Source organism: Bacillus sp. AR4-2 (assembly GCF_008274865.1).
GTDB lineage: Bacteria > Bacillota > Bacilli > Bacillales > Bacillaceae_G > Bacillus_A > Bacillus_A cereus.
Genome location: NZ_CP031062.1, coordinates 587,209 through 609,255 on the forward strand (window position 1 = coordinate 587,209; position 22,047 = coordinate 609,255).

Genomic DNA, 22,047 nt, shown 5'->3' on the forward strand with positions numbered 1-22,047 from the left:
GGCGGAGATAGTGGCGAAAGAAATTACTGTAATTAAAAAGAAAGTTGTAACAGAGGAAGAACAGAAACAGCAAGTAGCAGATGAACTTCTAAATGAGCTATCTAATAATCGTGAAGCAGTAGAAGAAACAATGCAGCTTTTAGCACAGTTGCAGAAGGCTGGTATATTAGATGCGGCAATTAGTTTACTTGCTGCGAAGGAAGATGTTTCAAAAATCGCTGTGGAGCAACTAAATCGTGAACCAGTTAAAAATGCACTCAACAATATGATGGGGGCAGGAGAAGCGTTATCTTCAGTTGACCCAGAAATAACGAAGCAAATTACGTCAAGTTTAGTTACAGGATTGCAATTTGCAACAGATGAATTAAATAGTGGTAAAAAAACAAAAGTGATGGATTTCTTTAAAGTATTAAAAGATCCAGATATCAATAGAGCTATTACATTCGGTTTTAGCTTCTTGAAAGCATTTGGACAAGGGCTAGAGAAAAAATAGAATAAATGAAAAAGTGATGGGAAGTAGCCATCACTTTTTTCATTATATGTATAAGAGTGTTCATGTTAAGCGGAATATATTATTATTAAAAAGATGGATTAGGACTGGAAATATGGAATCCATCTCAAATACCGTTTTAGAATTTGGAGGAATATATGCAACACCGTAAAAAACTATCTATACCAGGAGTAATGAGACATTCCTTTCAAACAGTTAAATTTGCTTTTTGGAATGTATTAACTTTTCAACTTGCTTATAAATTATTAGCAGCGATTGTGTTCGTTCCACTATTTGGAATTATTTTTAATAAGTTATTGTATTTTGGTGGTTATGCAAATGCGACAAATGATGAATTATTAGCGTTTTTAAAGACGCCTTATGGCATCTTAGCAATCGTAATTTTATCATTGTTAGCACTGTTTCTTATCTTTACAGAATTTGCGGTGCTTATTATTATTTCGTATTTCGCTCATAAAAGACAGAAGGTGAAATTACGTCCGATTTTATATAAAACGGTAACGTATTTACCTACTCTTTTCACATATTGCTTACCAGGATTTATTTTATATGCTGTCGTATTGTTGCCTCTTTTAAATATGGGATATGAAACGGCATTAATCCCGCAAATTCAAATTCCTAACTTTATTACAGGAGAACTGTTTAAGACAACGATGGGACAAGTTGGTTATTACACGTTCTTTGCTGTAGTCGCGTATTTGAATCTTCGATGGATTTTCGTTCTACCTATTGTTGTTTTAGAGCAAAAACCATTTCGCGTGGCAGCACGTAAAAGTGCAACTTTAGTAAAGGAAAGCTTTTTTAAAGTACTATTCTTTTTAGTAGGATTTTTTATCTCAATTGGAATTGTATATGTCGTGTTTTTGGGAATGTATTTATTGTGCCTATGGGGTGTTTATGAATTTACAAACCCGAAAGGAACATTTGCATTATTAGCTGAATCAACGATTTCTGTATTTTTAACGAGTACATTGTATTTATTCAGCTTTATCGTGACGCCATTTTATATTATGGCGATTACGCGATTATACTTACAAAAGGTTCCAGTTGAGGATGTTTTATTAGAAGAAGGATTAGATTATTCGAAAACGAAAGCAGATAAATGTTTCTTCCAAAAACATCGTTGGAAATTCATTGGCGTATACATTGTAGGAATTATTACTGCGGGAATGGTCGTTGCCTTCATTGTAACGTTTATTTCAAATTCGTATAAAGAACCGATTATTATGGCGCACCGCGGGTATATATCAAAAGGCGTAGAAAATACGAAAGAAGCTGTGCAAGGTGCTATTGATGCAAAAGCAGACTACGCTGAAATAGATGTATTACAAACGAAAGACGGTGAACTAGCGGTTATACATGATTTGAAGCTGAAACGTCTCGCAAATGCCAATGTGCATGTGTCAGATTTAACGATGGCGGAGTTAAGGCAGCTTACCCTTAGTCAAGATGGACTTTCAGGACAAATAAGTACACTTGATGAAATCATTAAGCTAGCAAATGGCAAAATCAAACTTAATATAGAAGTGAAGCTTCATGGGGGCGAAAAAGATTTTGTAAACAAAGTCTTAAAAACGATTAAAGATAATGAATTTGAGAAGCAATGTGTAATTCAAACGTTACACTATCCACTTATTAAAGAGTTTAAGCGTGCAAATCCAGATATAAAAGTAGGGTATATACTGTATGCAAGTAGAGCTAACTTAAAGAATGTGAAGGCTGACTTTTACGTAGCAGAAGAATATATGTTAAATAAGAAATTAGTAAAAGAAGCAAGGAAGTTAAACAAACCAATTTACGTATGGACAGTAAATGATATGGAAAATTTAAAGGCATATTATAAGTTAAACGTAGATGGTATTATAACCGATTACCCTGAAGATGCACGTGAAACAATTAAGATGTTAAAAGAGCAAGAAGCGGAAGAAAGTGATCTGTTTGATAAAATTACTGAAACGACAGATGATTTATTTTCTAAGTTATTTATAAGTTACCCAGCTGCTAGCTAAATGCTCGCAGCTGTTTTTTTTGTGAAAAGAATATATCTCTAAAGTATTGAGTAAAGTAATAACTGTATATGTATACGTTATCGCTTAGGTTTCTTACATTGTTACATTATTGTCAAATAATAAATGATTGCTGTTTATTTTGAAGCAGTATAATAAAAATAGAGTGAAAGATAATGGAATGAAACGAAACCCCTAATAGAATCAATGTTTTATATATTTACACTATTCTAAATATAAAAACTTTAGGAAAATGATATGTTAGCGTTTTCATAACTTTTAAGTTATGCTAGAATAAGGACATAAGTTATTAATTATTACAAAAAGAAAAAAGAATCTCTTTTTTCTGTTAATTATAAGGGGGCATTTCATTATGCGTATTGGGGTACCAGCAGAAATTAAAAACAACGAAAACCGTGTGGCAATGACACCAGCAGGTGTTGTACATTTAATTCGTAACAATCACGAAGTATTCATTCAAAAGGGTGCAGGTTTAGGGTCTGGTTTCACAGATGCTCAGTATGTTGAAGCGGGAGCAAAAATTGTTGATACAGCTGAAGAAGCTTGGAATATGGAAATGGTTATGAAAGTTAAGGAACCAATTGAAAGCGAATACAAACACTTCAGTGAAGGCTTAATCTTGTTCACATACTTACACTTAGCTCCAGAGCCAGAATTAACAAAAGCTTTAATCGAGAAAAAAGTTGTTTCTATCGCATATGAAACAGTACAATTAGAAAACCGTTCATTACCATTACTTGCGCCTATGAGTGAAGTAGCTGGTCGTATGGCTGCACAAATTGGTGCACAATTCCTTGAGAAAAACAAAGGCGGTAAAGGTATCTTACTTGCAGGTGTTCCAGGGGTTAAACGTGGTAAAGTAACAATCATCGGTGGTGGACAAGCTGGTACAAATGCTGCTAAAATTGCAGTTGGACTAGGTGCGGATGTAACAATCATCGACTTAAGTGCAGAACGTCTTCGTCAATTAGATGACATTTTCGGAAACCAAGTAAAAACTTTAATGTCTAATCCTTACAATATTGCAGAAGCTGTTAAAGAGTCTGATCTTGTAATCGGTGCAGTATTAATCCCAGGTGCAAAAGCTCCAAAACTTGTAACAGAAGAAATGATTAAATCAATGGAACCAGGTTCTGTTGTTGTAGATATCGCGATTGACCAAGGTGGTATTTTCGAAACAACTGACCGTATTACAACTCATGATAACCCAACTTACGAAAAACACGGCGTTGTTCATTATGCAGTTGCAAACATGCCAGGTGCGGTTCCACGTACATCAACTCTTGCATTAACAAACGTAACAGTACCATATGCAGTACAAATTGCTAACAAAGGCTACAAAGAAGCTTGCCTAGGCAACTCTGCATTACTAAAAGGTATTAACACATTAGATGGCTATGTAACATTCGAAGCAGTTGCAGAAGCTCACGGTGTAGAGTACAAAGGTGCTAAAGAATTATTAGAAGCAGAAACAGTATCTTGCTAATAGAAGCATTATACAAAACAAAATCGAACAATATATAAAACAACATGATAAGAGCTAAGAGTGAAGATCTCTTAGCTCTTCTTGGCAAAAGGGGGCATACATCGTGGCCAACCTATTTAAAAAGAAATCCGTTACGCAATTGTTAGGGGAAAGTAAAAGTAAAACTTTGACGAAAACGCTAGGGGCATTTGACCTAACAATGCTAGGGATTGGTGCGATAATTGGTACAGGAGTTCTAGTATTAACTGGATTAGTAGCAGCAAGAGATGCTGGTCCAGCAGTTATTTTTTCATTCATGATTGCAGCCATCGTTTGTGGATTTGCAGCATTATGTTACGCAGAGGTTGCTTCTACACTTCCTGTTTCAGGTAGTGTGTACACATACTCATATGCAACAATTGGTGAGTTTGTAGCTCATTTAATGGGATGGACATTACTATCCGTATATGTTGTAACGACTGCCGCAGTAGCTGGCGGATGGACTGGTTACTTCCATAACTTAGTGAGTGGATTAGGACTTGAAATTCCAAAAGCACTGCTAACGATTCCGTCTCAAGGTGGTATAGTGAATTTACCAGCAGTTATCGTTACATTAGTTATAACTTGGTTATTATCAAGAGGTACGAAAGAAAGTAAACGAGTGAATAACATAATGGTATTAATTAAAATTGGTATCGTTGTTTTATTCATTGCAGTTGGTGTATTCTACGTGAAACCAGAAAACTGGATACCATTTGCACCGTACGGTTTAAGTGGAGTTTTCGCGGGGGGAGCAGCAGTATTCTTTGCTTTCTTAGGATTTGATGCATTAGCAACTTCTGCTGAAGAAGTAAAAAATCCGCAACGTGATCTACCGATTGGTATTATCGCTTCGTTAGTCATTTGTACAATCATTTATGTTGTAGTTTGTCTCGTTATGACGGGTATGGTTTCATATAAAGAGCTAGATGTACCGGAAGCGATGGCGTATGTGTTAGAAGTTGTAGGACAAGATAAAGTAGCTGGTATAATCGCAATTGGAGCTGTAATTGGTATTATGGCAGTAATTTTTGCTTACATTTATGCAACGACACGTGTATTCTTCGCTATGAGCCGTGACGGTTTATTGCCAGAATCTTTCGCGAAAATTAATAAAAAGACAGAAGCACCAACATTTACAGTTTGGTTAACAGGAATTGGTAGTGCTTTAATTGCTGGATTTATCGATTTGAAAGAATTGTCGAATTTAGCGAATATTGGAGCGTTGTTAACATTTGCGATGGTTGGTGTGTCAGTTATTATTCTTCGTAAAACACATCCAAAATTACAACGTGGATTTATGGTACCACTTGTACCGATCTTGCCGATTATTTCAATTGCATGTTGTCTATTCTTAATGGTAAACCTACCATTAAAAACATGGATGTACTTCGGTGCTTGGTTAGCAATCGGAGTAGTTGTATACTTTGTTTATTCGAAAAAACATAGTCATTTAAAAGACGATGGAAGTTCGCAGGATAATTTAGAACAAGCTAATTAAAAGCTTAATTAAAAGGGATATAAGTATAGTAAGCCTTGTGCGTCTAGGGAGCGCGCAAGGCTTTTTCTTTTGTTGAAATAAAGGGAATATATATTACTTTGTTGAATTTTTATGTCGGAATATGAAAAAAGGGTGGGAGCAAAATGGAAGAAACAAAAGTTGTTGTTGGAGCAGAGGGTTATAATAATAACTCTGGTTGGTTACATACGAATGAAGAAGAATTAAATTTATTACGGAGAGAAACTTGGCTTGATAAATTTCAACCTAATTCTTTATCAGTAATTTTGGCAGAACATGTATGGGAGCATTTATCATATGAAGAAGGAATTGAAGCTGCAAAAATTTGTTATGAGTTTTTAATGGAGAATGGATATATTCGTTGTGCAGTACCAGATGCATTTTTTCCAGATGAAGAATATCAGCAAGGGGTACAAGTAGGTGGACCTGGTCCATTAGATCATCCTGCAGCAAGCCATAAAATTGTTCATAACTATAAAACAATCACGTCCATGTTTGAATCAGCAGGTTTTCAAGTGAGGCTCTTAGAATACTGTGATGAGAATGGTAAGTTTCACTATAATGATTGGAATGAGAAAGATGGATTTATTTATCGATCGAAGCGCTTTGACCATAGAAATCGGGATAATCAGTTAGGATTTGTTTCTTTAATTGTGGATGCGGTGAAAATGAAAAGTAAGTAAAAAAGGGTGTGCGAATTGTACATCCTTTTTTGTATGAGAATATAGAGGGTGCGAAAAATATGTATATGACTTATTAAAATGTGAACGGAAAGTTCATAAAAAAAAATCAGATTTCATTGACACATATGAGTAGGCGCTCATATAATAAGAGTATAAGATATATGAATGATTGTTCATATGTTCAATTAAAGAGGTGAGCTATAATGGCTGGAAATAAAGTAGAAACACCACAAGAGACATGTTCTCAAACGATAATTCATGAAGAAGTTGTAGAGCAAGTAAAACAAACAATTCCAACTGATGAAAGTTTAAGTAAAGTAGCAGAACTATTTAAAGTGTTAGGTGACCGTACACGTACGAGAATATTACATGCGCTATTTGAAGCTGAAATGTGCGTTTGTGATTTAGCTTATTTATTAGGAATGACACAATCATCTATTTCGCATCAGCTTCGTGTGTTAAAGCAAGCGAAACTTGTGAAGAATCGTAAAGAAGGAAAGGTTGTTTATTATTCGTTAGCTGACCAGCACGTAATTCATATCTTCGAGCAAGCGTTTGAACACGTAAACGAAGAAGAATAAAAAGAACGCGAGGAGGGAGAACGATGGCTGAAGCATTAGTGAAAAAGAAACTGATGTTAGAAGGTTTAGATTGTGCGAACTGTGCAATGAAAATTGAAAAAGGTGTTGGGAATATAGAAGGAGTAAATTCTTGCTCTGTAAACTTCGCAACAAAGACAATGATCTTAGAAACAGCGCAAAATAAAGAAAACGAAGTTGTTACGGAAGCAAAACAACTTGTTACAAAATTAGAACCGCATATTAAAGTGCAAGAAGAACAAAAAAATAAAATTGCTAAAGAAGTACTTATATTAGAAGGTTTAGATTGCGCGAACTGTGCAATGAAAATTGAAAATAAAGTGAAGGAAATGCCAGCTGTCTCAGAAGCAACTGTTGATTTCGTATCGAAGAAACTACGAGTAGAAATTGCGAATAAAAGAGAACTAGAAGCGACTGTAGCAAATATAACAAATGTCGTTCAAAAGTTAGAACCAGATGTGAAAGTTGTTCGTGAAGAGAAGAACGGTCATGACCACGGACATAGTCACGATCATGGTGAAGCAAATGTGAAAAAGATGGTAGGGAGATTAGTGGTCGGCGGAATTTTGACAGCAATTGCTGCATTAGCGGGCTTACCACAAATGGTAACAATTCCGTTATTCGTCCTTGCTTATTTATTAATAGGTGGAGATATCGTTTGGAGAGCGGTAAGAAACATAACTCGTGGCCAAGTATTTGATGAAAACTTCTTAATGGCAATTGCAACTGTAGGAGCTTTTGCAATTCAACAATACTCAGAAGCTGTAGCAGTAATGCTATTTTATCAAGTAGGAGAACTATTCCAAAGCATTGCGGTAAACCGCTCTCGAAAATCAATTACTTCATTAATGGATATTCGTCCTGATTATGCGAATGTAAAGGTTGGAAATGAAACGAAACAAGTATCACCAGAAGATGTACAAATTGGCGATTATATTATCGTTAAGCCAGGTGAGAAAGTGCCGTTAGACGGAAAAGTAATTGAAGGAACATCAATGGTAGATACTTCAGCATTAACAGGTGAATCTGTACCACGTGAAGTTGAAGTTGGAAATGATGTATTAAGTGGCTTTGTGAACCAAAACGGTGTGTTGACAATTGAAGTTACAAAAGAATTCGGTGAATCCACTGTATCGAAAATTTTAGATTTAGTTCAAAATGCAAGCAGTAAAAAAGCACCAACGGAAAACTTTATTACGAAGTTTGCACGTTACTACACTCCAGTTGTAGTTATTACAGCGGCGATCATGGCGTTTATTCCACCACTTATTTTAGAAGGAGCTACATTCTCTGAGTGGATTTATAGAGCTTTAGTGTTCTTAGTAATCTCTTGTCCATGTGCGTTAGTTGTATCCATTCCTCTTGGATTCTTTGGAGGTATTGGTGGTGCATCTAAAAGTGGTGTGTTAGTAAAAGGTAGTAACTATTTAGAAGCTTTAAATGATGTAAAATATATTGTTTTTGACAAAACAGGAACATTAACAAAAGGTGTTTTCAAAGTTACAAAAATGGAACCGAGCGAAGGTACTACAAGTGAAGAGTTATTAGAGTATGCGGCATTTGCTGAAGTATATTCTAACCATCCAATTGCCCAATCTATTCGAAAGGCATATGGAAAATCAATTGATGAAAAAATAATCGATGATTATAACGAAATTTCTGGTCACGGTACAGTTGTAAAAGTACAAGGAAAAGAAATTTTTGCAGGTAATGCAAAATTAATGAGAAAAGAAAATATTGAATTTAAGCAACCAGAAACAGTAGGTACATTAGTTCATGTTGCTGTAGATGGAAGATATGCAGGTTATATTGTTATCTCTGATGAGGTAAAAGAGGATTCGAAACAAGCGATTCAAAAATTAAAAGAACTAGGTATTAAAAAGACAGTAATGTTAACTGGTGATGCAAAACCAGTTGGTGAAGCTGTCGGTAAAGAATTAGGCTTAGATGAAGTTCATGCGGAATTACTACCGCAACAAAAAGTAGAAGAGATTGAAAAAATTGATGCAGCGAAGCACGGAAAAGAAAAAATTGCCTTCGTTGGTGACGGTATTAACGATACACCAGTATTAGCCCGTGCAGACGTTGGTATTGCGATGGGTGGTTTAGGGTCAGATGCAGCAATTGAAGCGGCAGACATCGTTATTATGACTGATGAGCCTTCAAAAATTGCGACAGCTGTAAAAATTGCAAAACGCACAAGAAGTATAGTGTGGCAAAATATCATCTTTGCTCTAGGTGTAAAAGGGATCGTTTTATTACTTGGTGCCTTTGGTATTGCAACAATGTGGGAGGCTGTTTTCTCAGATGTTGGTGTAACACTACTTGCAGTGTTAAATGCAATGCGTGTATTACGAGTGAAAGATTTATAAAAAAGAGGACGCAACCTGCGTCCCCTTTTTTATTAGTGATTTTGTTGAAATTGATTCAATAAAATAATATCAAATATTATTTTACTTTTAAATAGTATTATATTAAAATTTACAAATTAAAAACATTCGTCGTATTATTTTAATATATTTTTTACAAATATCCATATAGTATTGAAAAAACCAGAGAAGGAGAAACTTCTCTGGTTACTTTTGTATGTTTTTTTCAACTTGTTCTCGAACAGTTTGAATGTAATTCATTTTATGATCCCAACACTCTTGGCTTAAATCGACAGGGTATTCTTCAGGATTTAAAGTTCGCATATATTCTTCCCAAAATAGAGAGAGACTCTGTTCATTATATTTTTGAATATCTAATATACTTGGTAGTTCATATGTTCTTTCACCGTTAACGAAAATATCTTTATGCAGTTCACGGGCTTCAAAGTTTGTTACGAATTTACTTATATATGTGTGAACTGGATGGAACATTTTTAAGCGCTCTTCTTTTCCAGGTTCTTCAGAATCTAACGCAATATAATCGCCTTCTGCATGATCGTTTACCCGATTGATAATACGATAAATTCGTTTCAGTCCTGGAGTGGTAATTTTTTCAGGGTTAGATGAAATTTTAATCGTATCATTTAATTTTCCGTCAGTATCTTCAATCGCAACTAGTTTGTAAACAGCCCCCAATGCAGGTTGCTCAAAGGACGTAATTAATTTTGTCCCAACGCCCCATACGTCAATTTTTGCTCCTTGAGATTTAAGGTGCATAATTGTGTATTCATCTAAATCGCTAGAAGCGATAATTTTTGTATTTGTAAACCCTGCTTCATCTAATAGTTTTCGTGCCTTTTTCGATAAATAAGCCATATCACCACTATCAAGACGTATGCCATAGAAATCAATACGATCCCCAAATTCTTTTGCAACACGAATCGCATTTGGAACACCAGATTTCAATGTGTCATATGTATCAACGAGAAAGACGCACTTTTTATGAGTTTCAGCGTATTTTTTAAACGCGACGTATTCATCGCGATATGCTTGAACGAAAGAGTGAGCGTGTGTGCCAGCTACAGGAATCCCAAAGCGTTTCCCAGCACGAACGTTGCTTGTAGAGGAGAAACCACCAATAAAGGCAGCACGCGTCCCCCAAAGGGCAGCATCGAACTCATGGGCACGTCTTGTGCCGAACTCTAAAAGCTCATCATTACTTGCAGCATGTTTCATACGTGCTGCTTTTGTGGCAATTAATGTTTGGTAATTCACAATATTTAAGAGGGCAGTCTCAATAATTTGTGCTTCACCAAGTGGTGCATCAACACGTAATAAAGGCTCGTTATTAAATACAACTTCACCTTCTTGCATACTGCGAATCGTCCCAGTGAATTTCATATTTTGTAAATAATGAAGGAATTCTTCTTCAAATTGTAATTCTGCTAAATAAGCGATATCGCTTTCAGTAAAACTGAAATTTTCTATGTACTCTACAATTTTCTCAAGGCCAGCAAAAACAGCGTAGCCGTTCTCAAATGGAAGCTTTCGAAAATATAAATCAAAAACAGAACGGCGATTATGAATACCATCTTTCCAATATGTATAAGCCATGTTGATTTGATATAGGTCTGTATGTAAGGCATAACTATCGTCTTTATAATGAGTCATCGCGAGAACACCTCCATAATTTGGTTATAGTATACCAATTTTTCACCATTCGTAGCAAAGAAGAGATATTGATGTGAAGTCAAGAGAGAAAAAAATGAAATTATGCATATTTTTTAGAAAATTTATATTTATCAATTTATATTTCTCCAGATTTTATGTATTATTAGAGTAATGGGGGTAATGAGAATGGAGGAGGACAATGCAACAAACATTAGAAAAAATAGGCAAACAAGTCTTTTATAAACGGCTCCAGCAAAAAATGACACAAGAAGAATTATGTCAGGGCATTTGTTCTGTCTCATACTTAAGTAAGATCGAAAATGGAAAGATCGAAGCATCAGAAGAAATTCTACAATTGCTCTGCGCAAGACTAGAAATTGCTGTGACGGATTTGAGAGATGTAGAAGAAGATGTGAAGGGGAAGTTGGATGAATGGTTAAATGCACTAGTTCATTTAGACAAGCAACAAGTAGAACGTATATATGAAGAGTTGCAAGGTGAAATGAAGCATGTGTTGGATTTTGAAATTATAAATTATTATAAACTGCTGTATACACGTTATTTAATTATGAAAAGGGATTTTCCTGCTGTCGAAAAAGCGTTAGAGAGCTTAAAGAAGATGTACAAAAAGTATTCACCATTCCAAAAATTATTATATACGTATAGCAAAGGGTTATATTATTTTTTACAACATAGATATAAGAAGGCATTGGAGTATTTGACTCGAACAGAAGTAATGGCAAAGGAACAAGGTTATCATGAGAATGGAATATATTTCAATTTGGCTCTTGTTTATAATGAATTAGAAGTTGAACATATGACTTTACATTTTGCTAATGTAGCAATGGAAGGATTTAAGAATGAATATAAATTCCGTTATGTGATAAATTGCCAGTTACTTATTGCGTTGAGTTATATACAAAAAAAGCAATATAATGAGGCACTATCTATTTATAATAATATTTTGAGGGAAGCAAATTCTTTTGCTGATAAAGAAAGTATAATAGCTATTGCTTTAAATAATTTAGGCTTCTTGTACTATAACTTAAAAGATTATGCAAAAGCAAAAGATTATTATTTACAATGCCTAAAGTACAAAAAGGAAGAGGATTTAAATTATATTGATGCAGTGTATGAGATCGCTTTGCAGTGTATTGAATTAAAAGAATTTGAAGAAGCGAAAGATTGGATTAATAAAGGAATAGATGTTGCCAAGAGGGATGAAAAGTATAAAAGTATGCTATATATACTTTCAATGCTTAAGAATAAATACTTTGAAACGAAAGATGTTTATAAAAGATTTTTAGAAGTTGAGGCAATCCCATTTTTTAGAGGCGAAGAAAATAAAAAGGAATTAAAAATGGTGTATTTAGAACTAGCAGGATATCACGAGGAATTACTAGAATTTAAGGAAAGTAATAACTACTATAAATTAGCAATTAATTTATTAGAAGAAAAGGGAGGAAAATAATATGAAAAAAATAATTATTGGTGCTTTGGCTTTGGTAGCTGTATTAGTGGTATTGGAACCGCAATATGCTTGGACATCGGATATTTATGGTCAAGGCGAAAAAGTAGTAGAATTAATAAATTCTTAACAAAAACCCCTTTCCAATCGGAAAGGGGTTTTTCAATATTTGTTCCTCAAAATTCTACAAAACTTGAGAAAATAATTATTTGAATTTTTAGTATATTAATAGTGGAAACATAATGCTAATATAAAACTACTCTTTTTCAAAAAAATTTTTTATTAGGGGGAAGGTTCATGAAAAAGAAAAGTTTAGCGTTAGTGTTAGCGACAGGAATGGCAGTTACAACATTTGGAGGGACAGGCTCTGCATTTGCGGATTCTAAAAATGTACTCTCTACGAAGAAGTACAATGAGACAGTACAGTCACCTGAGTTTATTTCTGGTGATCTAACTGGAGCGACTGGTAAGAAAGCGGAATCTGTTGTGTTTGATTACTTAAATGCAGCAAAAGGTGATTACAAGCTAGGGGAAAAGAGTGCGCAAGATTCTTTCAAAGTGAAACAAGTGAAGAAAGATGCTGTAACTGATTCAACAGTAGTACGTATGCAACAAGTTTACGAAGGAGTGCCTGTATGGGGTTCTACTCAAGTGGCTCACGTAAGTAAAGACGGTTCTTTAAAAGTATTGTCTGGAACAGTTGCACCTGATTTAGACAAAAAGGAAAAGTTGAAAAATAAAAATAAGATTGAAGGCGCAAAAGCAATTGAAATCGCGCAGCAAGATTTAGGGGTAACACCGAAATATGAAGTAGAACCAAAAGCGGACTTATATGTATATCAAAACGGTGAGGAAACAACATATGCATATGTTGTAAATCTAAACTTCTTAGATCCAAGCCCAGGAAACTACTACTATTTCATTGAGGCAGACAGCGGTAAAGTATTAAATAAGTTTAATACAATTGATCATGTGACGAATGATGATAAGTCACCAGTTAAGCAAGAGGCTCCTAAACAGGATGCGAAAGCTGTTGTAAAGCCTGTAACAGGAACGAATAAAGTAGGAACTGGTAAAGGTGTATTAGGAGATACGAAGTCGCTTAATACAACGTTATCTGGATCATCTTACTACTTACAAGATAATACACGCGGGGCAACGATTTTCACATATGATGCGAAAAACCGTTCAACATTACCAGGAACATTATGGGCAGATGCAGATAATGTTTTCAATGCAGCGTATGATGCAGCAGCAGTAGATGCTCATTACTATGCAGGTAAAACATATGATTACTATAAAGCTACGTTTAATAGAAATTCTATTAATGATGCAGGAGCACCGTTAAAATCGACAGTTCATTACGGAAGTAATTATAACAATGCATTCTGGAACGGATCACAGATGGTATACGGAGATGGTGATGGTGTAACGTTTACTTCATTATCTGGTGGAATTGATGTAATTGGTCACGAGTTAACGCATGCTGTTACGGAAAATAGTTCAAATCTAATTTATCAAAATGAATCTGGGGCTTTAAATGAAGCGATTTCTGATATCTTTGGTACTTTAGTAGAATTCTATGATAACCGTAACCCGGATTGGGAGATTGGTGAAGATATTTACACACCTGGTAAAGCAGGAGACGCACTTCGCTCTATGAGTGATCCTACGAAGTATGGTGATCCAGACCATTATTCTAAGCGTTACACTGGTTCAAGTGATAACGGTGGTGTTCATACAAACAGCGGCATTATTAATAAACAAGCTTATTTATTAGCAAATGGTGGTACGCATTATGGTGTAACTGTAACTGGTATCGGTAAAGATAAATTAGGTGCGATTTACTACCGTGCAAATACACAGTATTTCACGCAATCTACTACATTTAGTCAAGCTCGTGCTGGTGCAGTACAAGCTGCTGCAGACTTATATGGTGCAAATTCTGCTGAAGTAGCAGCAGTTAAGCAATCATTTAGTGCTGTTGGTATTAACTAAGGATTAAAAAGGATAGCTATTAATAAAATACCTCAAAAATAAAGAAGGAGCCTATGCTCCTTCTTTATTTTTTTTTCTCCATTTTTTCCACAAATAAAACAATCCAATAGCGCCTGCGATTGTTACAATCCACTTTGCTTCATTTGTTCCGTTCATGACATGATAGGCAGAATATACTTCGATTAACAATGCCGGTATTTTCCCTATTGTGCTGGCAATACTGAAGGAGAGTAATGACATCTTACCTAGAGCCGCAAATAAAGTCACGATACTTGATGGGATGAAAGGTATCAAGCGAAATGATAGAACGAGTAGAAAGGCCTCTCTACCTTCTACATAAAGAAGACGCTCTACCTTTGGGTATTTATTTACTTTATCGTGAGTGAACTTTTGAAGGCCCATGCGGTAAATATAAAACGAGATAATAGCCCCTAATGCTTCGCCTACGATCGAAATAACAGTACCATTTGTTACGCCAAAGAGCTGTATATTAATGGCGGTTAAAAAAATACTAGGGATAAAACCTAAAAGACTAATGATGATGTTAATTAAGATACTAAGTGGAATTGCGATTGAATAGTATTCTGTTAAGAAATTTTGAATCGTTTCAGCCATTGTTTAAAATCCTTTATCTTTTTTTGCATTACACCACATTTCGTTTGTATAGGCAAGGAGAAATTTACATAATGTAGAAAAACGTTGATAAGAAGGGTATTTTATACCTTATATGGGTATTGGGTATATGAAAATAGGGGTATTTTAAAATGTTTTTAAAAATACTATAAAAACCTTTGTATAAAAGAGTTTTATAGTTATGTTATCGGTGATTTCATCTGGGAAATAATCGAAAAATATAGGGGGTATATATTATAAAAGGCGAAAAATAGAGGGTTGATGAAATTGCTGGGGTAAATATGGAAAAATAGATAAAAAAAATGAAAACTGATAGATTTTTTCGTTGTGAAATTGACTTTTAGTGAAGTTGCGATAATAATCATGGAAGAGGTGATATGATGAAACGAATAAGTAGTCTTTTCTTCAGTAGTTTATTGGTATTAATGCTGATCTTAAGCGGATGTGCAGGAAAAGAACAAAAAACAGAGAAACAGACAGGGAATCAAGCTACATCGGTAGAAAAAATTAGTGATAATATTTTAGATGAAATGGAAGGACCACCTAAAAATGGTCATACGATTGAAAGACATGTAGGCAAGTCAGAAGAGGATTTGAAGAATCGCTTGAAGACAGATAAAGTGTCAGCCGCAAGTACATACTATGATAAAGAAACAGCGACGAAAGCTGTAAAAGATAGCTTGAAGCAACATGACAAGGAAATTCAAGATTGGTTAAAAAATTCTAAAGAGGCTCGTCTCGTATTAAATACAACTCATTCATTTCCTGTTGGAAAAACGGTAATAAAGAAAAATATGAGTGTAAAAGACAAGTTAGTAAAAACTGTTACTGTTTTAGCAAGAGATAAGTCAGGAGAATTAGGGTTTAAGATTATTACTTCTTATCCATCTGATAAATAAGAAGGGGGAGTACATTATGTATACGACATTACAATACTTTCTTAAATCGTACTGTACGTTAAGTATTCATGAGGATGAAATAGTAAGCGTGATGGAAGAGTTTATTGAACAAGAAGACGAAGAAATTGTTTTGAAATTACGTGATGAATTAATAAATATGAAGAAAAAGAACGCGTGGGAAGAGGCGTGTGTATTAGCTGCGAAGCAAGGAAATCGTATGTGGTCTTTAGAAGAAACGAAAGACCATCTTGAAACTTTTTTACTATTACTGCAAAAGAAAAAGGCGTGATTTAATCACGCCTTTTTCTTTATGCTATTCGGTTGGTATTATCTATTCTTTTGGAGCGCTTTTATATACGCTTTTTGAAATTTGTCCATTTGATATTACTTCCCCGTTTTGTGTTACTTTTTTATACGTAACCGCGGTGATTTTATCACTAGTTCTACTAATTACTTGAGAAGAAACTTCAACATTTTTACCAGTATTTGTACCGAAAATGCGTGTAGTAATACTACCTCCATTTGAAAATGCTTGAATATAAATATGATTGCCTGTATTATTTTTAAATTTTAAATCTGGACCATAATCTGCTACTGCTGCATCTTGCCCAAGTGGTAAATAATTTACTGGCATAGAATGATTGCTTCGAGAAACAATGCCTAAATCTGCCCTTAAAGCTGCACTGTATAATGTACTACTGACTTGGCAAACTCCTCCGCCTGCACTTTGTATTACTTTACCTTGGGAATATACTGCTGCAGATTTATAACCATGTGCAGCATCAGTTACGCCAACGCGACCGTTAAAACTAAATGTTTCATCAGGTGCGACAATAACCCCACTTAAAGTATTAGCTGACTTATTTACGTTAAATGATTGATTTCCGTTACGGCCAGCCATTGGAGTAGAATATTCAGCAATGACTTCTTTAATACCCATTTTCTGTATGTCTTCTGTAGAACGTTCTGGTTTTATGAATGTAACTGGTAATGTAACATCTGATTTACCAGTAGTAATAGCTTCATTTGTTAAACCGCTTAGTTTCCCTTTATCAATTTTTTCTCCGTTTTGGCTTTGACTAATATTTACTGTTGAGCCTTCAATACTTAATTCTGCGTTAACAGGATTTTTTAATGTTTCATTATATTTATCTTTTATAAAGGTTTCATAAGCTGTTGCATTTAATTGTGGTGTTAATTTATAGTCACGTTTTAATTCACCGTTTTCAGCTTGCTTACGCATTTTATAACGATTCATTACGTTTCCTTCTTGTTCTTTGAAGATTTTGTCAATAATATCTTTCTCTTTATAATTTATCCCTAAATCTTTCCATGTGTAAGTTTGTTTATCGTTTTGGAATATGTAGGTAAGGGATTTTTGATCTAACTCAGTTACCTTTTGATTAATAATTGCTTGAATATCCTTCTTATTTTTTCCGTCGAGAGAAATACCTTCAAATGTAGTATTTGGTAATGCAGTAGTATCTAATTGATTATTTAATTTGGATACATATTGATATCCCCCAACACCGCCTACACAAAGTAATATGCCCCCAGCAATTGCAGAACCAATCAGTATTTTACTTAGCTTCATTTATTTCCCCCCAGAAATTTATGTATAAATATATGTATTACATTTTTTGTATAAAAATGATGAAAATAACATTATGTACGTACTAGTATACTATTATTTTCACTGTGTGTGTAATGTTTTCATAAAAAATGTTACACCGCTGTAATAATTGTCACTTCTTGTCACAATGTGTATGAAAAATATGTTGAAAAATATAATAAAAAGGCTGTCTAGAAAGATCTAGCAGCCTTTTTATTATAATTTTTTATGTTCATTTTTATTCGTAACACCGAGATGTTTTTGAAGGGTAGTTGAAATAGTATCGACGCTTTTTTCATTTGGAACGTAATAATAAATACCACCTATATATTTATCTGTACCCTCTACTTGCATTTTTTCCATTTTTAAATTTGAATCCATTGAATTTTTTGTAATTGTCATCATATCATCAAAAGTTAAATTGGTTTTTAAATCTTTATCGACAGCGTCTAGTAGGCCACCGATTTTATTAATGGAATTAAGAGATAGTGCCTTTTCAGCAATGGCCTCTAATACAAGCTGTTGACGTTGACCACGCATATAATCACTATCGATATGACGAGTTCTAGCTAGTGCCAGTGCCTCTTCTCCATTTAAATGTTGACGTCCTTTTTTTAGATGAATGGCATCTGCTTCATCTTTACTATTTTGCTCTGTGAACTCAACTGGAACGTCTACAGTAATACCACCAAGAGAATCAACAATTTTAATAAAGGATTTAAAATTGAATTTTACATAGTAGTCAACTGGAACATCTAAAAAGTTCTCTACCGTATCAATTGTGCTGTCTACACCACCGAATACGTGCGCATGTGTGATTTTATCGTATTTATCACGTGATTTAATGTAGACGCGTGAGTCACGTGGAATGCTTACAAGTTTAACGGATTTATCGTTTTTATTAATTGTTGCAAGTAATAACGCATCTGTTCGAGTTGCTTTTCCATAACCTTTTTCCCTAATATCACTTTCATCAACACCCATAATTAGTACGGAAATATTGTCGGTCATAGGTTTAACAGCTTTTTCACGTTTACTGGACTTATCTCCTCGACCTAGTTCAGCATAAGCATTATTTAAGACGGACTTTGCTTTACTGTATATATGGAAGGAGTAGCCTCCTGCTCCAAGTGCTACAATTAGTAATGGAATAAGAAGGAACCAAAGTAGGCGTTTTTTCTTTGAGCGTCCTTTTTTGGCTCGCGTATTGTTGTTCGTGTCGGATTTCATCATTTTTTCTCCTTTAAAACTATCAAAGTGTATACATTTAGAAGTGTATTCAAACACATAAAAAATATTTTACGCTAAATAAAAGCGATTGTACATGTATAAAAAATAGATGTCTTGATTATTTATAAGACACCTATTCGTTATTGTATACAAAAGATAGGGATAAGAAAATGATAAAATTTTACCTAATTACAACATAATGCTTACGATAATTGCAGATAAAATACTAACGAGAGTAGCTCCATATAGTAATTTAAGGCCAAACCTCGCAACAACGTTTCCTTGTTCTTCGTTTAATCCTTTTACCGCACCTGAAATAATACCAATGGAAGAAAAATTGGCAAAAGATACAAGGAAAACAGAAATAATACCAACTGTACGGGGAGAAAGGCTATTAGAAATTTTACTAAGGTCCATCATTGCGACAAATTCATTCGTTACAAGCTTCGTTGCCATAATGCTGCCAGCCGCGACAATTTCAGAACTGGGTACACCGATAAGGAATGCGATAGGTGCAAATACATAGCCGATTAATTGTTGGAACGTAATACCGAATATAATGAGGAACAGGTCATTAATACAACTAATTAATGCGACGAATCCGATGAGCATAGCGCCGACAACAATGGCTACACGAAAACCATCAAGAATGTATTCTCCAAGCATTTCAAAAAAGCTTTGTTTTTCACCTTTGATTTCTAAAATATCTTCGTCATCTTTAACGTCGTAAGGGTTAATGATGAGTACGATAATAAAACCGCTAAATAAATTGAGAACGAGTGCAGTTACTACATATTTAGGTTCAATCATTGTCATATAGGCACCTACGATAGACATAGATACGGTTGACATAGCAGAGGCACAAAGTGTATAAAGACGGTGTTTTGGAATTTGAGCTAATTGTTTTTTCACTGTAATAAAAACTTCTGATTGGCCGACAATGGCAGAGGCGATAGCGTTGTAAGATTCTAATTTACCAAGACCATTTATTTTACTAAGAAAGTACCCGATCCAACGAATAAAAAATGGTAGTATTTTGAAATGTTGTAATATACCAATTAAAACAGAAATAAAGACGATTGGTAATAATACAGTAAGGAAAAATGGCATTTCACCTTTATTTGCAAGACCACCAAATACGAAATTTATTCCATCAGCAGCATACTCGAGTAGCTTGGTAAACAAACTGGAAATGATTCTAATAAGTATGAGGCCGATTTCTGTATTTAATAGTAAATAGGTTAAAATTAACTGTATAATAAGCATGATAAAAATTGGTTTAAATTTAATATGCTTCTTATTATTGCTAGCAATATAAGCGAGCAAGAAAACAACAATTAGTCCGACGAAAAAAGTAATGAATTTCATGGTAAGCCCCCTAAAAGAGATATTCTGCTATATATGTTTTTCATTTCAAGGGAGAATATGCATCTTTGGTAAAGAAAGGAATAGAGAGAGCATGAATATATGTAGAGTGCATCACGTTGCAATTATTTGTTCGAATTATGAGACGTCAAAGGATTTTTATACTAGGATATTAGGGTTTAAAGAGATAAATGAAGTATATAGAAAGGAACGAGATTCTTATAAATTAGATTTATGTGTAGGAGAAGAGTATCAAATCGAATTATTTTCATTTCCAAATCCGCCTGAGCGCAAAAGTTTTCCAGAAGCAGCCGGTCTTAGACATTTAGCATTTGCTGTTACAAATATAGAAGAAGCTGTGAAGCATTTAAACCAATGTGGTGTTGAGACGGAACCAATCCGTATTGATGAAATAACGGGGAAGAAATTCGTCTTTTTCCAAGATCCTGATGGTTTACCTTTAGAATTGTATGAGGTTTGAAAATTGGTGGATTTTATATAGAGTTGCTTTCCAATAATCGAAGAAACTAAAGTGAAACTTCTTTTTAAAAGGAGGTGTAACTTTAGCTAAGAAAGCTAAAGAGCATATGTGGATATTTTAAAATTATTGATGGTAGTCATTCTTATTGGGTTAACAGCATTTTTTGTGGCTGTTGAATTTGCAATTATTAAGGTACGTAGCAGTCGTATTGATCAACTCGTTAGCGAAAAAAGACGAGGTGCACTGGCAGCTAAAAAGGTAACTTCAAATTTAGATGAATATTTATCGGCCTGTCAGCTAGGTATTACAATTACTGCTTTAGGGCTTGGGTGGTTAGGGGAACCAACCATTAAACATTTACTCGAGCCGTTGTTTTTAAAATTAAAATTCTCACCTGCAATTTCCAGTACAGTTTCATTTATTATTGCCTTTGCAGTAATTACATTTTTACATGTTGTCATTGGGGAACTTGCTCCAAAGACATTTGCTATACAAAAAGCAGAACAAGTTAGCTTATTGTTATCGAAACCACTTATTTATTTTTACCGAGTTATGTATCCGTTTATTTGGGCTTTGAATGGTTCAGCGAGGGTTGTAACTGGTTTATTCGGATTACATCCAGCTTCTGAACATGAAGTAGCTCATTCAGAAGAAGAATTAAGGTTAATCTTATCTGAGAGCTATGAGAGCGGAGAGATTAACCAAAGGGAATTTAAATATGTAAATAATATTTTTGAATTTGATAATAGAGTAGCAAAAGAAATTATGGTACCTCGTACGGAAGTTGTAGGCTTATATGAGGATGAACCATTTGAAACACATATTAAAGTAATCGCGCAAGAAAAGTACACGAGATATCCTGTATTTGGTGAAGATAAAGATGAAATTATTGGGATGGTTAATGTAAAAGATTTATTTATTCGTTATATGGATGGTAATCGGGATGAGGAGTGCTCGATTATGCCATATACAAGGCCAGTTATTGAAGTGCTAGAAAATATTCCAATTCATGATTTACTATTACAAATGCAAAGAAAACACATTCCATTAGCTGTATTGTATGATGAATATGGTGGTACAGCTGGGATTGTTACACTAGAAGATATTTTAGAAGAAATTGTTGGAGAAATTCGAGATGAATACGATGAAGATGAGAATCCTCCTATAGAGCATGTAAGTGAAGGTTATAAAATCGTAGAGGGAAAAGTGCTTATTAGTGAAGTAAATGATTTGCTTGGCATACATTTAATTGCTGATGATGTAGATACAATTGGTGGCTGGATTATGGTACAAAAACAAATCGTTGCTGAAGGAGATATTATTGAGAAACACGGTTTTTATTTTAAAGTCCTTGAAAAGGATATGCATCAAATTAAACGAGTGGAAATAAGGAAAGTAGAAGAATGATTTTCTATAAACTTTAATAAAAAGGATATACAGAAAAATAAATGTTTGCGCTTTCAAAAAAGGTGCTATAT

The 22,047-nt window shown here is 34.4% G+C and carries 19 protein-coding genes; 14 read left to right on the top strand and 5 right to left on the bottom strand.

Translation table 11 applies throughout. The features are described from left to right. The first annotated feature begins 10 nt into the window (after positions 1-10). The 7 genes from DN399_RS03060 (at position 11) to DN399_RS03090 (ending at position 9,215) form a co-directional block, all read left to right on the top strand. Positions 11-493, top strand: a complete 483-nt coding sequence (locus DN399_RS03060) for a helical membrane plugin domain-containing protein (protein WP_001040540.1) — start codon at positions 11-13, stop codon at positions 491-493. 155 nt (positions 494-648) lie between these two features. Then, positions 649-2,520, top strand: coding sequence for a glycerophosphodiester phosphodiesterase (locus DN399_RS03065; protein ID WP_001164717.1), 1,872 nt, complete (start codon positions 649-651; stop codon positions 2,518-2,520). A 370-nt stretch (positions 2,521-2,890) separates the two neighbouring features. After that, positions 2,891-4,024 (top strand): alanine dehydrogenase, encoded by a 1,134-nt coding sequence (gene ald, locus DN399_RS03070; RefSeq protein ID WP_001219742.1) that lies wholly within the window; start codon positions 2,891-2,893, stop codon positions 4,022-4,024. Positions 4,025-4,127: 103 nt separating this feature from the next. Further along, a complete protein-coding gene (locus DN399_RS03075) occupies positions 4,128-5,543 on the top strand; it encodes an amino acid permease (protein ID WP_001284887.1) in 1,416 nt (471 codons plus the stop codon). A gap of 143 nt (positions 5,544-5,686) precedes the next feature. Beyond that, a complete protein-coding gene (locus tag DN399_RS03080; protein WP_016121823.1) occupies positions 5,687-6,244 on the top strand; it encodes a class I SAM-dependent methyltransferase in 558 nt (185 codons plus the stop codon). A 203-nt stretch (positions 6,245-6,447) separates the two neighbouring features. Beyond that, complete coding sequence (locus DN399_RS03085; RefSeq protein WP_000918378.1) at positions 6,448-6,825, top strand: ArsR/SmtB family transcription factor; 378 nt, start codon at positions 6,448-6,450, stop codon at positions 6,823-6,825. A gap of 23 nt (positions 6,826-6,848) precedes the next feature. Further along, on the top strand, positions 6,849-9,215 hold the full coding sequence (locus DN399_RS03090) for a heavy metal translocating P-type ATPase (RefSeq protein ID WP_069604560.1): 2,367 nt from the start codon (positions 6,849-6,851) through the stop codon (positions 9,213-9,215). A gap of 204 nt (positions 9,216-9,419) precedes the next feature. Here the strand turns inward: DN399_RS03090 and DN399_RS03095 are convergent, their stop codons facing one another. After that, positions 9,420-10,883 carry a nicotinate phosphoribosyltransferase gene (locus DN399_RS03095; RefSeq protein WP_000150184.1) on the bottom strand — a complete coding sequence of 488 codons (1,464 nt, stop codon included), beginning with the start codon at positions 10,881-10,883 and terminating at the stop codon, positions 9,420-9,422. A 199-nt stretch (positions 10,884-11,082) separates the two neighbouring features. On the opposite strand from DN399_RS03095, the gene DN399_RS03100 reads away from it, so the two are divergent. The 3 genes from DN399_RS03100 (at position 11,083) to DN399_RS03110 (ending at position 14,349) form a co-directional block, all read left to right on the top strand. Further along, entirely contained in the window at positions 11,083-12,354 is a 1,272-nt protein-coding gene (locus DN399_RS03100; protein ID WP_149149318.1) for a helix-turn-helix domain-containing protein, read from the top strand. 1 nt (position 12,355) lies between these two features. Next, complete coding sequence (locus tag DN399_RS03105) at positions 12,356-12,481, top strand: NprX family peptide pheromone (RefSeq protein ID WP_000720172.1); 126 nt, start codon at positions 12,356-12,358, stop codon at positions 12,479-12,481. A gap of 167 nt (positions 12,482-12,648) precedes the next feature. Continuing rightward, complete coding sequence (locus DN399_RS03110; protein ID WP_088362175.1) at positions 12,649-14,349, top strand: M4 family metallopeptidase; 1,701 nt, start codon at positions 12,649-12,651, stop codon at positions 14,347-14,349. 51 nt (positions 14,350-14,400) lie between these two features. Here DN399_RS03110 and DN399_RS03115 read toward each other — a convergent pair whose 3' ends face one another. Continuing rightward, positions 14,401-14,964, bottom strand: coding sequence for a TVP38/TMEM64 family protein (locus DN399_RS03115; protein WP_000852225.1), 564 nt, complete (start codon positions 14,962-14,964; stop codon positions 14,401-14,403). A 398-nt stretch (positions 14,965-15,362) separates the two neighbouring features. Between DN399_RS03115 and DN399_RS03120 the strand changes: the two genes are divergently transcribed. Together DN399_RS03120 and DN399_RS03125 are read left to right on the top strand one after the other, a co-directional pair. Then, on the top strand, positions 15,363-15,881 hold the full coding sequence (locus DN399_RS03120) for an RNase A-like domain-containing lipoprotein (RefSeq protein ID WP_000822700.1): 519 nt from the start codon (positions 15,363-15,365) through the stop codon (positions 15,879-15,881). A 16-nt stretch (positions 15,882-15,897) separates the two neighbouring features. After that, positions 15,898-16,170, top strand: a complete 273-nt coding sequence (locus DN399_RS03125) for a hypothetical protein (protein ID WP_000288803.1) — start codon at positions 15,898-15,900, stop codon at positions 16,168-16,170. Positions 16,171-16,212: 42 nt separating this feature from the next. Here the strand turns inward: DN399_RS03125 and DN399_RS03130 are convergent, their stop codons facing one another. From DN399_RS03130 to DN399_RS03140, 3 genes are all read right to left on the bottom strand, one after another. After that, positions 16,213-17,475 (bottom strand): VanW family protein, encoded by a 1,263-nt coding sequence (locus tag DN399_RS03130; protein ID WP_000777355.1) that lies wholly within the window; start codon positions 17,473-17,475, stop codon positions 16,213-16,215. Positions 17,476-17,709: 234 nt separating this feature from the next. Beyond that, the gene (locus tag DN399_RS03135) at positions 17,710-18,726 is read right to left on the bottom strand and encodes an LCP family protein (protein ID WP_002163841.1); all 1,017 of its coding nucleotides are present in this window, start codon (positions 18,724-18,726) and stop codon (positions 17,710-17,712) included. 186 nt (positions 18,727-18,912) lie between these two features. Then, positions 18,913-20,091 (bottom strand): NupC/NupG family nucleoside CNT transporter, encoded by a 1,179-nt coding sequence (locus DN399_RS03140; RefSeq protein WP_006925013.1) that lies wholly within the window; start codon positions 20,089-20,091, stop codon positions 18,913-18,915. A 91-nt stretch (positions 20,092-20,182) separates the two neighbouring features. On the opposite strand from DN399_RS03140, the gene gloA2 reads away from it, so the two are divergent. Further along, positions 20,183-20,569, top strand: coding sequence for an SMU1112c/YaeR family gloxylase I-like metalloprotein (gene gloA2, locus DN399_RS03145; RefSeq protein WP_001017675.1), 387 nt, complete (start codon positions 20,183-20,185; stop codon positions 20,567-20,569). A gap of 108 nt (positions 20,570-20,677) precedes the next feature. Continuing rightward, on the top strand, positions 20,678-21,976 hold the full coding sequence (locus DN399_RS03150) for a hemolysin family protein (RefSeq protein ID WP_000353314.1): 1,299 nt from the start codon (positions 20,678-20,680) through the stop codon (positions 21,974-21,976). Positions 21,977-22,047 lie beyond the last annotated feature (71 nt).

Bases quoted from the DNA above. Each gene is read 5' to 3' on its own strand.
- DN399_RS03065 (WP_001164717.1), top strand. From the start codon at position 649: ATGCAACACCGTAAAAAACTATCTATACCAGGAGTAATGAGACATTCC.
- ald (WP_001219742.1), top strand. From the start codon at position 2,891: ATGCGTATTGGGGTACCAGCAGAAATTAAAAACAACGAAAACCGTGTG.
- DN399_RS03080 (WP_016121823.1), top strand. From the start codon at position 5,687: ATGGAAGAAACAAAAGTTGTTGTTGGAGCAGAGGGTTATAATAATAAC.
- DN399_RS03085 (WP_000918378.1), top strand. From the start codon at position 6,448: ATGGCTGGAAATAAAGTAGAAACACCACAAGAGACATGTTCTCAAACG.
- DN399_RS03090 (WP_069604560.1), top strand. From the start codon at position 6,849: ATGGCTGAAGCATTAGTGAAAAAGAAACTGATGTTAGAAGGTTTAGAT.
- DN399_RS03095 (WP_000150184.1), bottom strand. From the start codon at position 10,883: ATGACTCATTATAAAGACGATAGTTATGCCTTACATACAGACCTATAT.
- DN399_RS03100 (WP_149149318.1), top strand. From the start codon at position 11,083: ATGCAACAAACATTAGAAAAAATAGGCAAACAAGTCTTTTATAAACGG.
- DN399_RS03105 (WP_000720172.1), top strand. From the start codon at position 12,356: ATGAAAAAAATAATTATTGGTGCTTTGGCTTTGGTAGCTGTATTAGTG.
- DN399_RS03110 (WP_088362175.1), top strand. From the start codon at position 12,649: ATGAAAAAGAAAAGTTTAGCGTTAGTGTTAGCGACAGGAATGGCAGTT.
- DN399_RS03115 (WP_000852225.1), bottom strand. From the start codon at position 14,964: ATGGCTGAAACGATTCAAAATTTCTTAACAGAATACTATTCAATCGCA.
- DN399_RS03120 (WP_000822700.1), top strand. From the start codon at position 15,363: ATGAAACGAATAAGTAGTCTTTTCTTCAGTAGTTTATTGGTATTAATG.
- DN399_RS03125 (WP_000288803.1), top strand. From the start codon at position 15,898: ATGTATACGACATTACAATACTTTCTTAAATCGTACTGTACGTTAAGT.
- DN399_RS03130 (WP_000777355.1), bottom strand. From the start codon at position 17,475: ATGAAGCTAAGTAAAATACTGATTGGTTCTGCAATTGCTGGGGGCATA.
- DN399_RS03135 (WP_002163841.1), bottom strand. From the start codon at position 18,726: ATGATGAAATCCGACACGAACAACAATACGCGAGCCAAAAAAGGACGC.
- DN399_RS03140 (WP_006925013.1), bottom strand. From the start codon at position 20,091: ATGAAATTCATTACTTTTTTCGTCGGACTAATTGTTGTTTTCTTGCTC.
- gloA2 (WP_001017675.1), top strand. From the start codon at position 20,183: ATGAATATATGTAGAGTGCATCACGTTGCAATTATTTGTTCGAATTAT.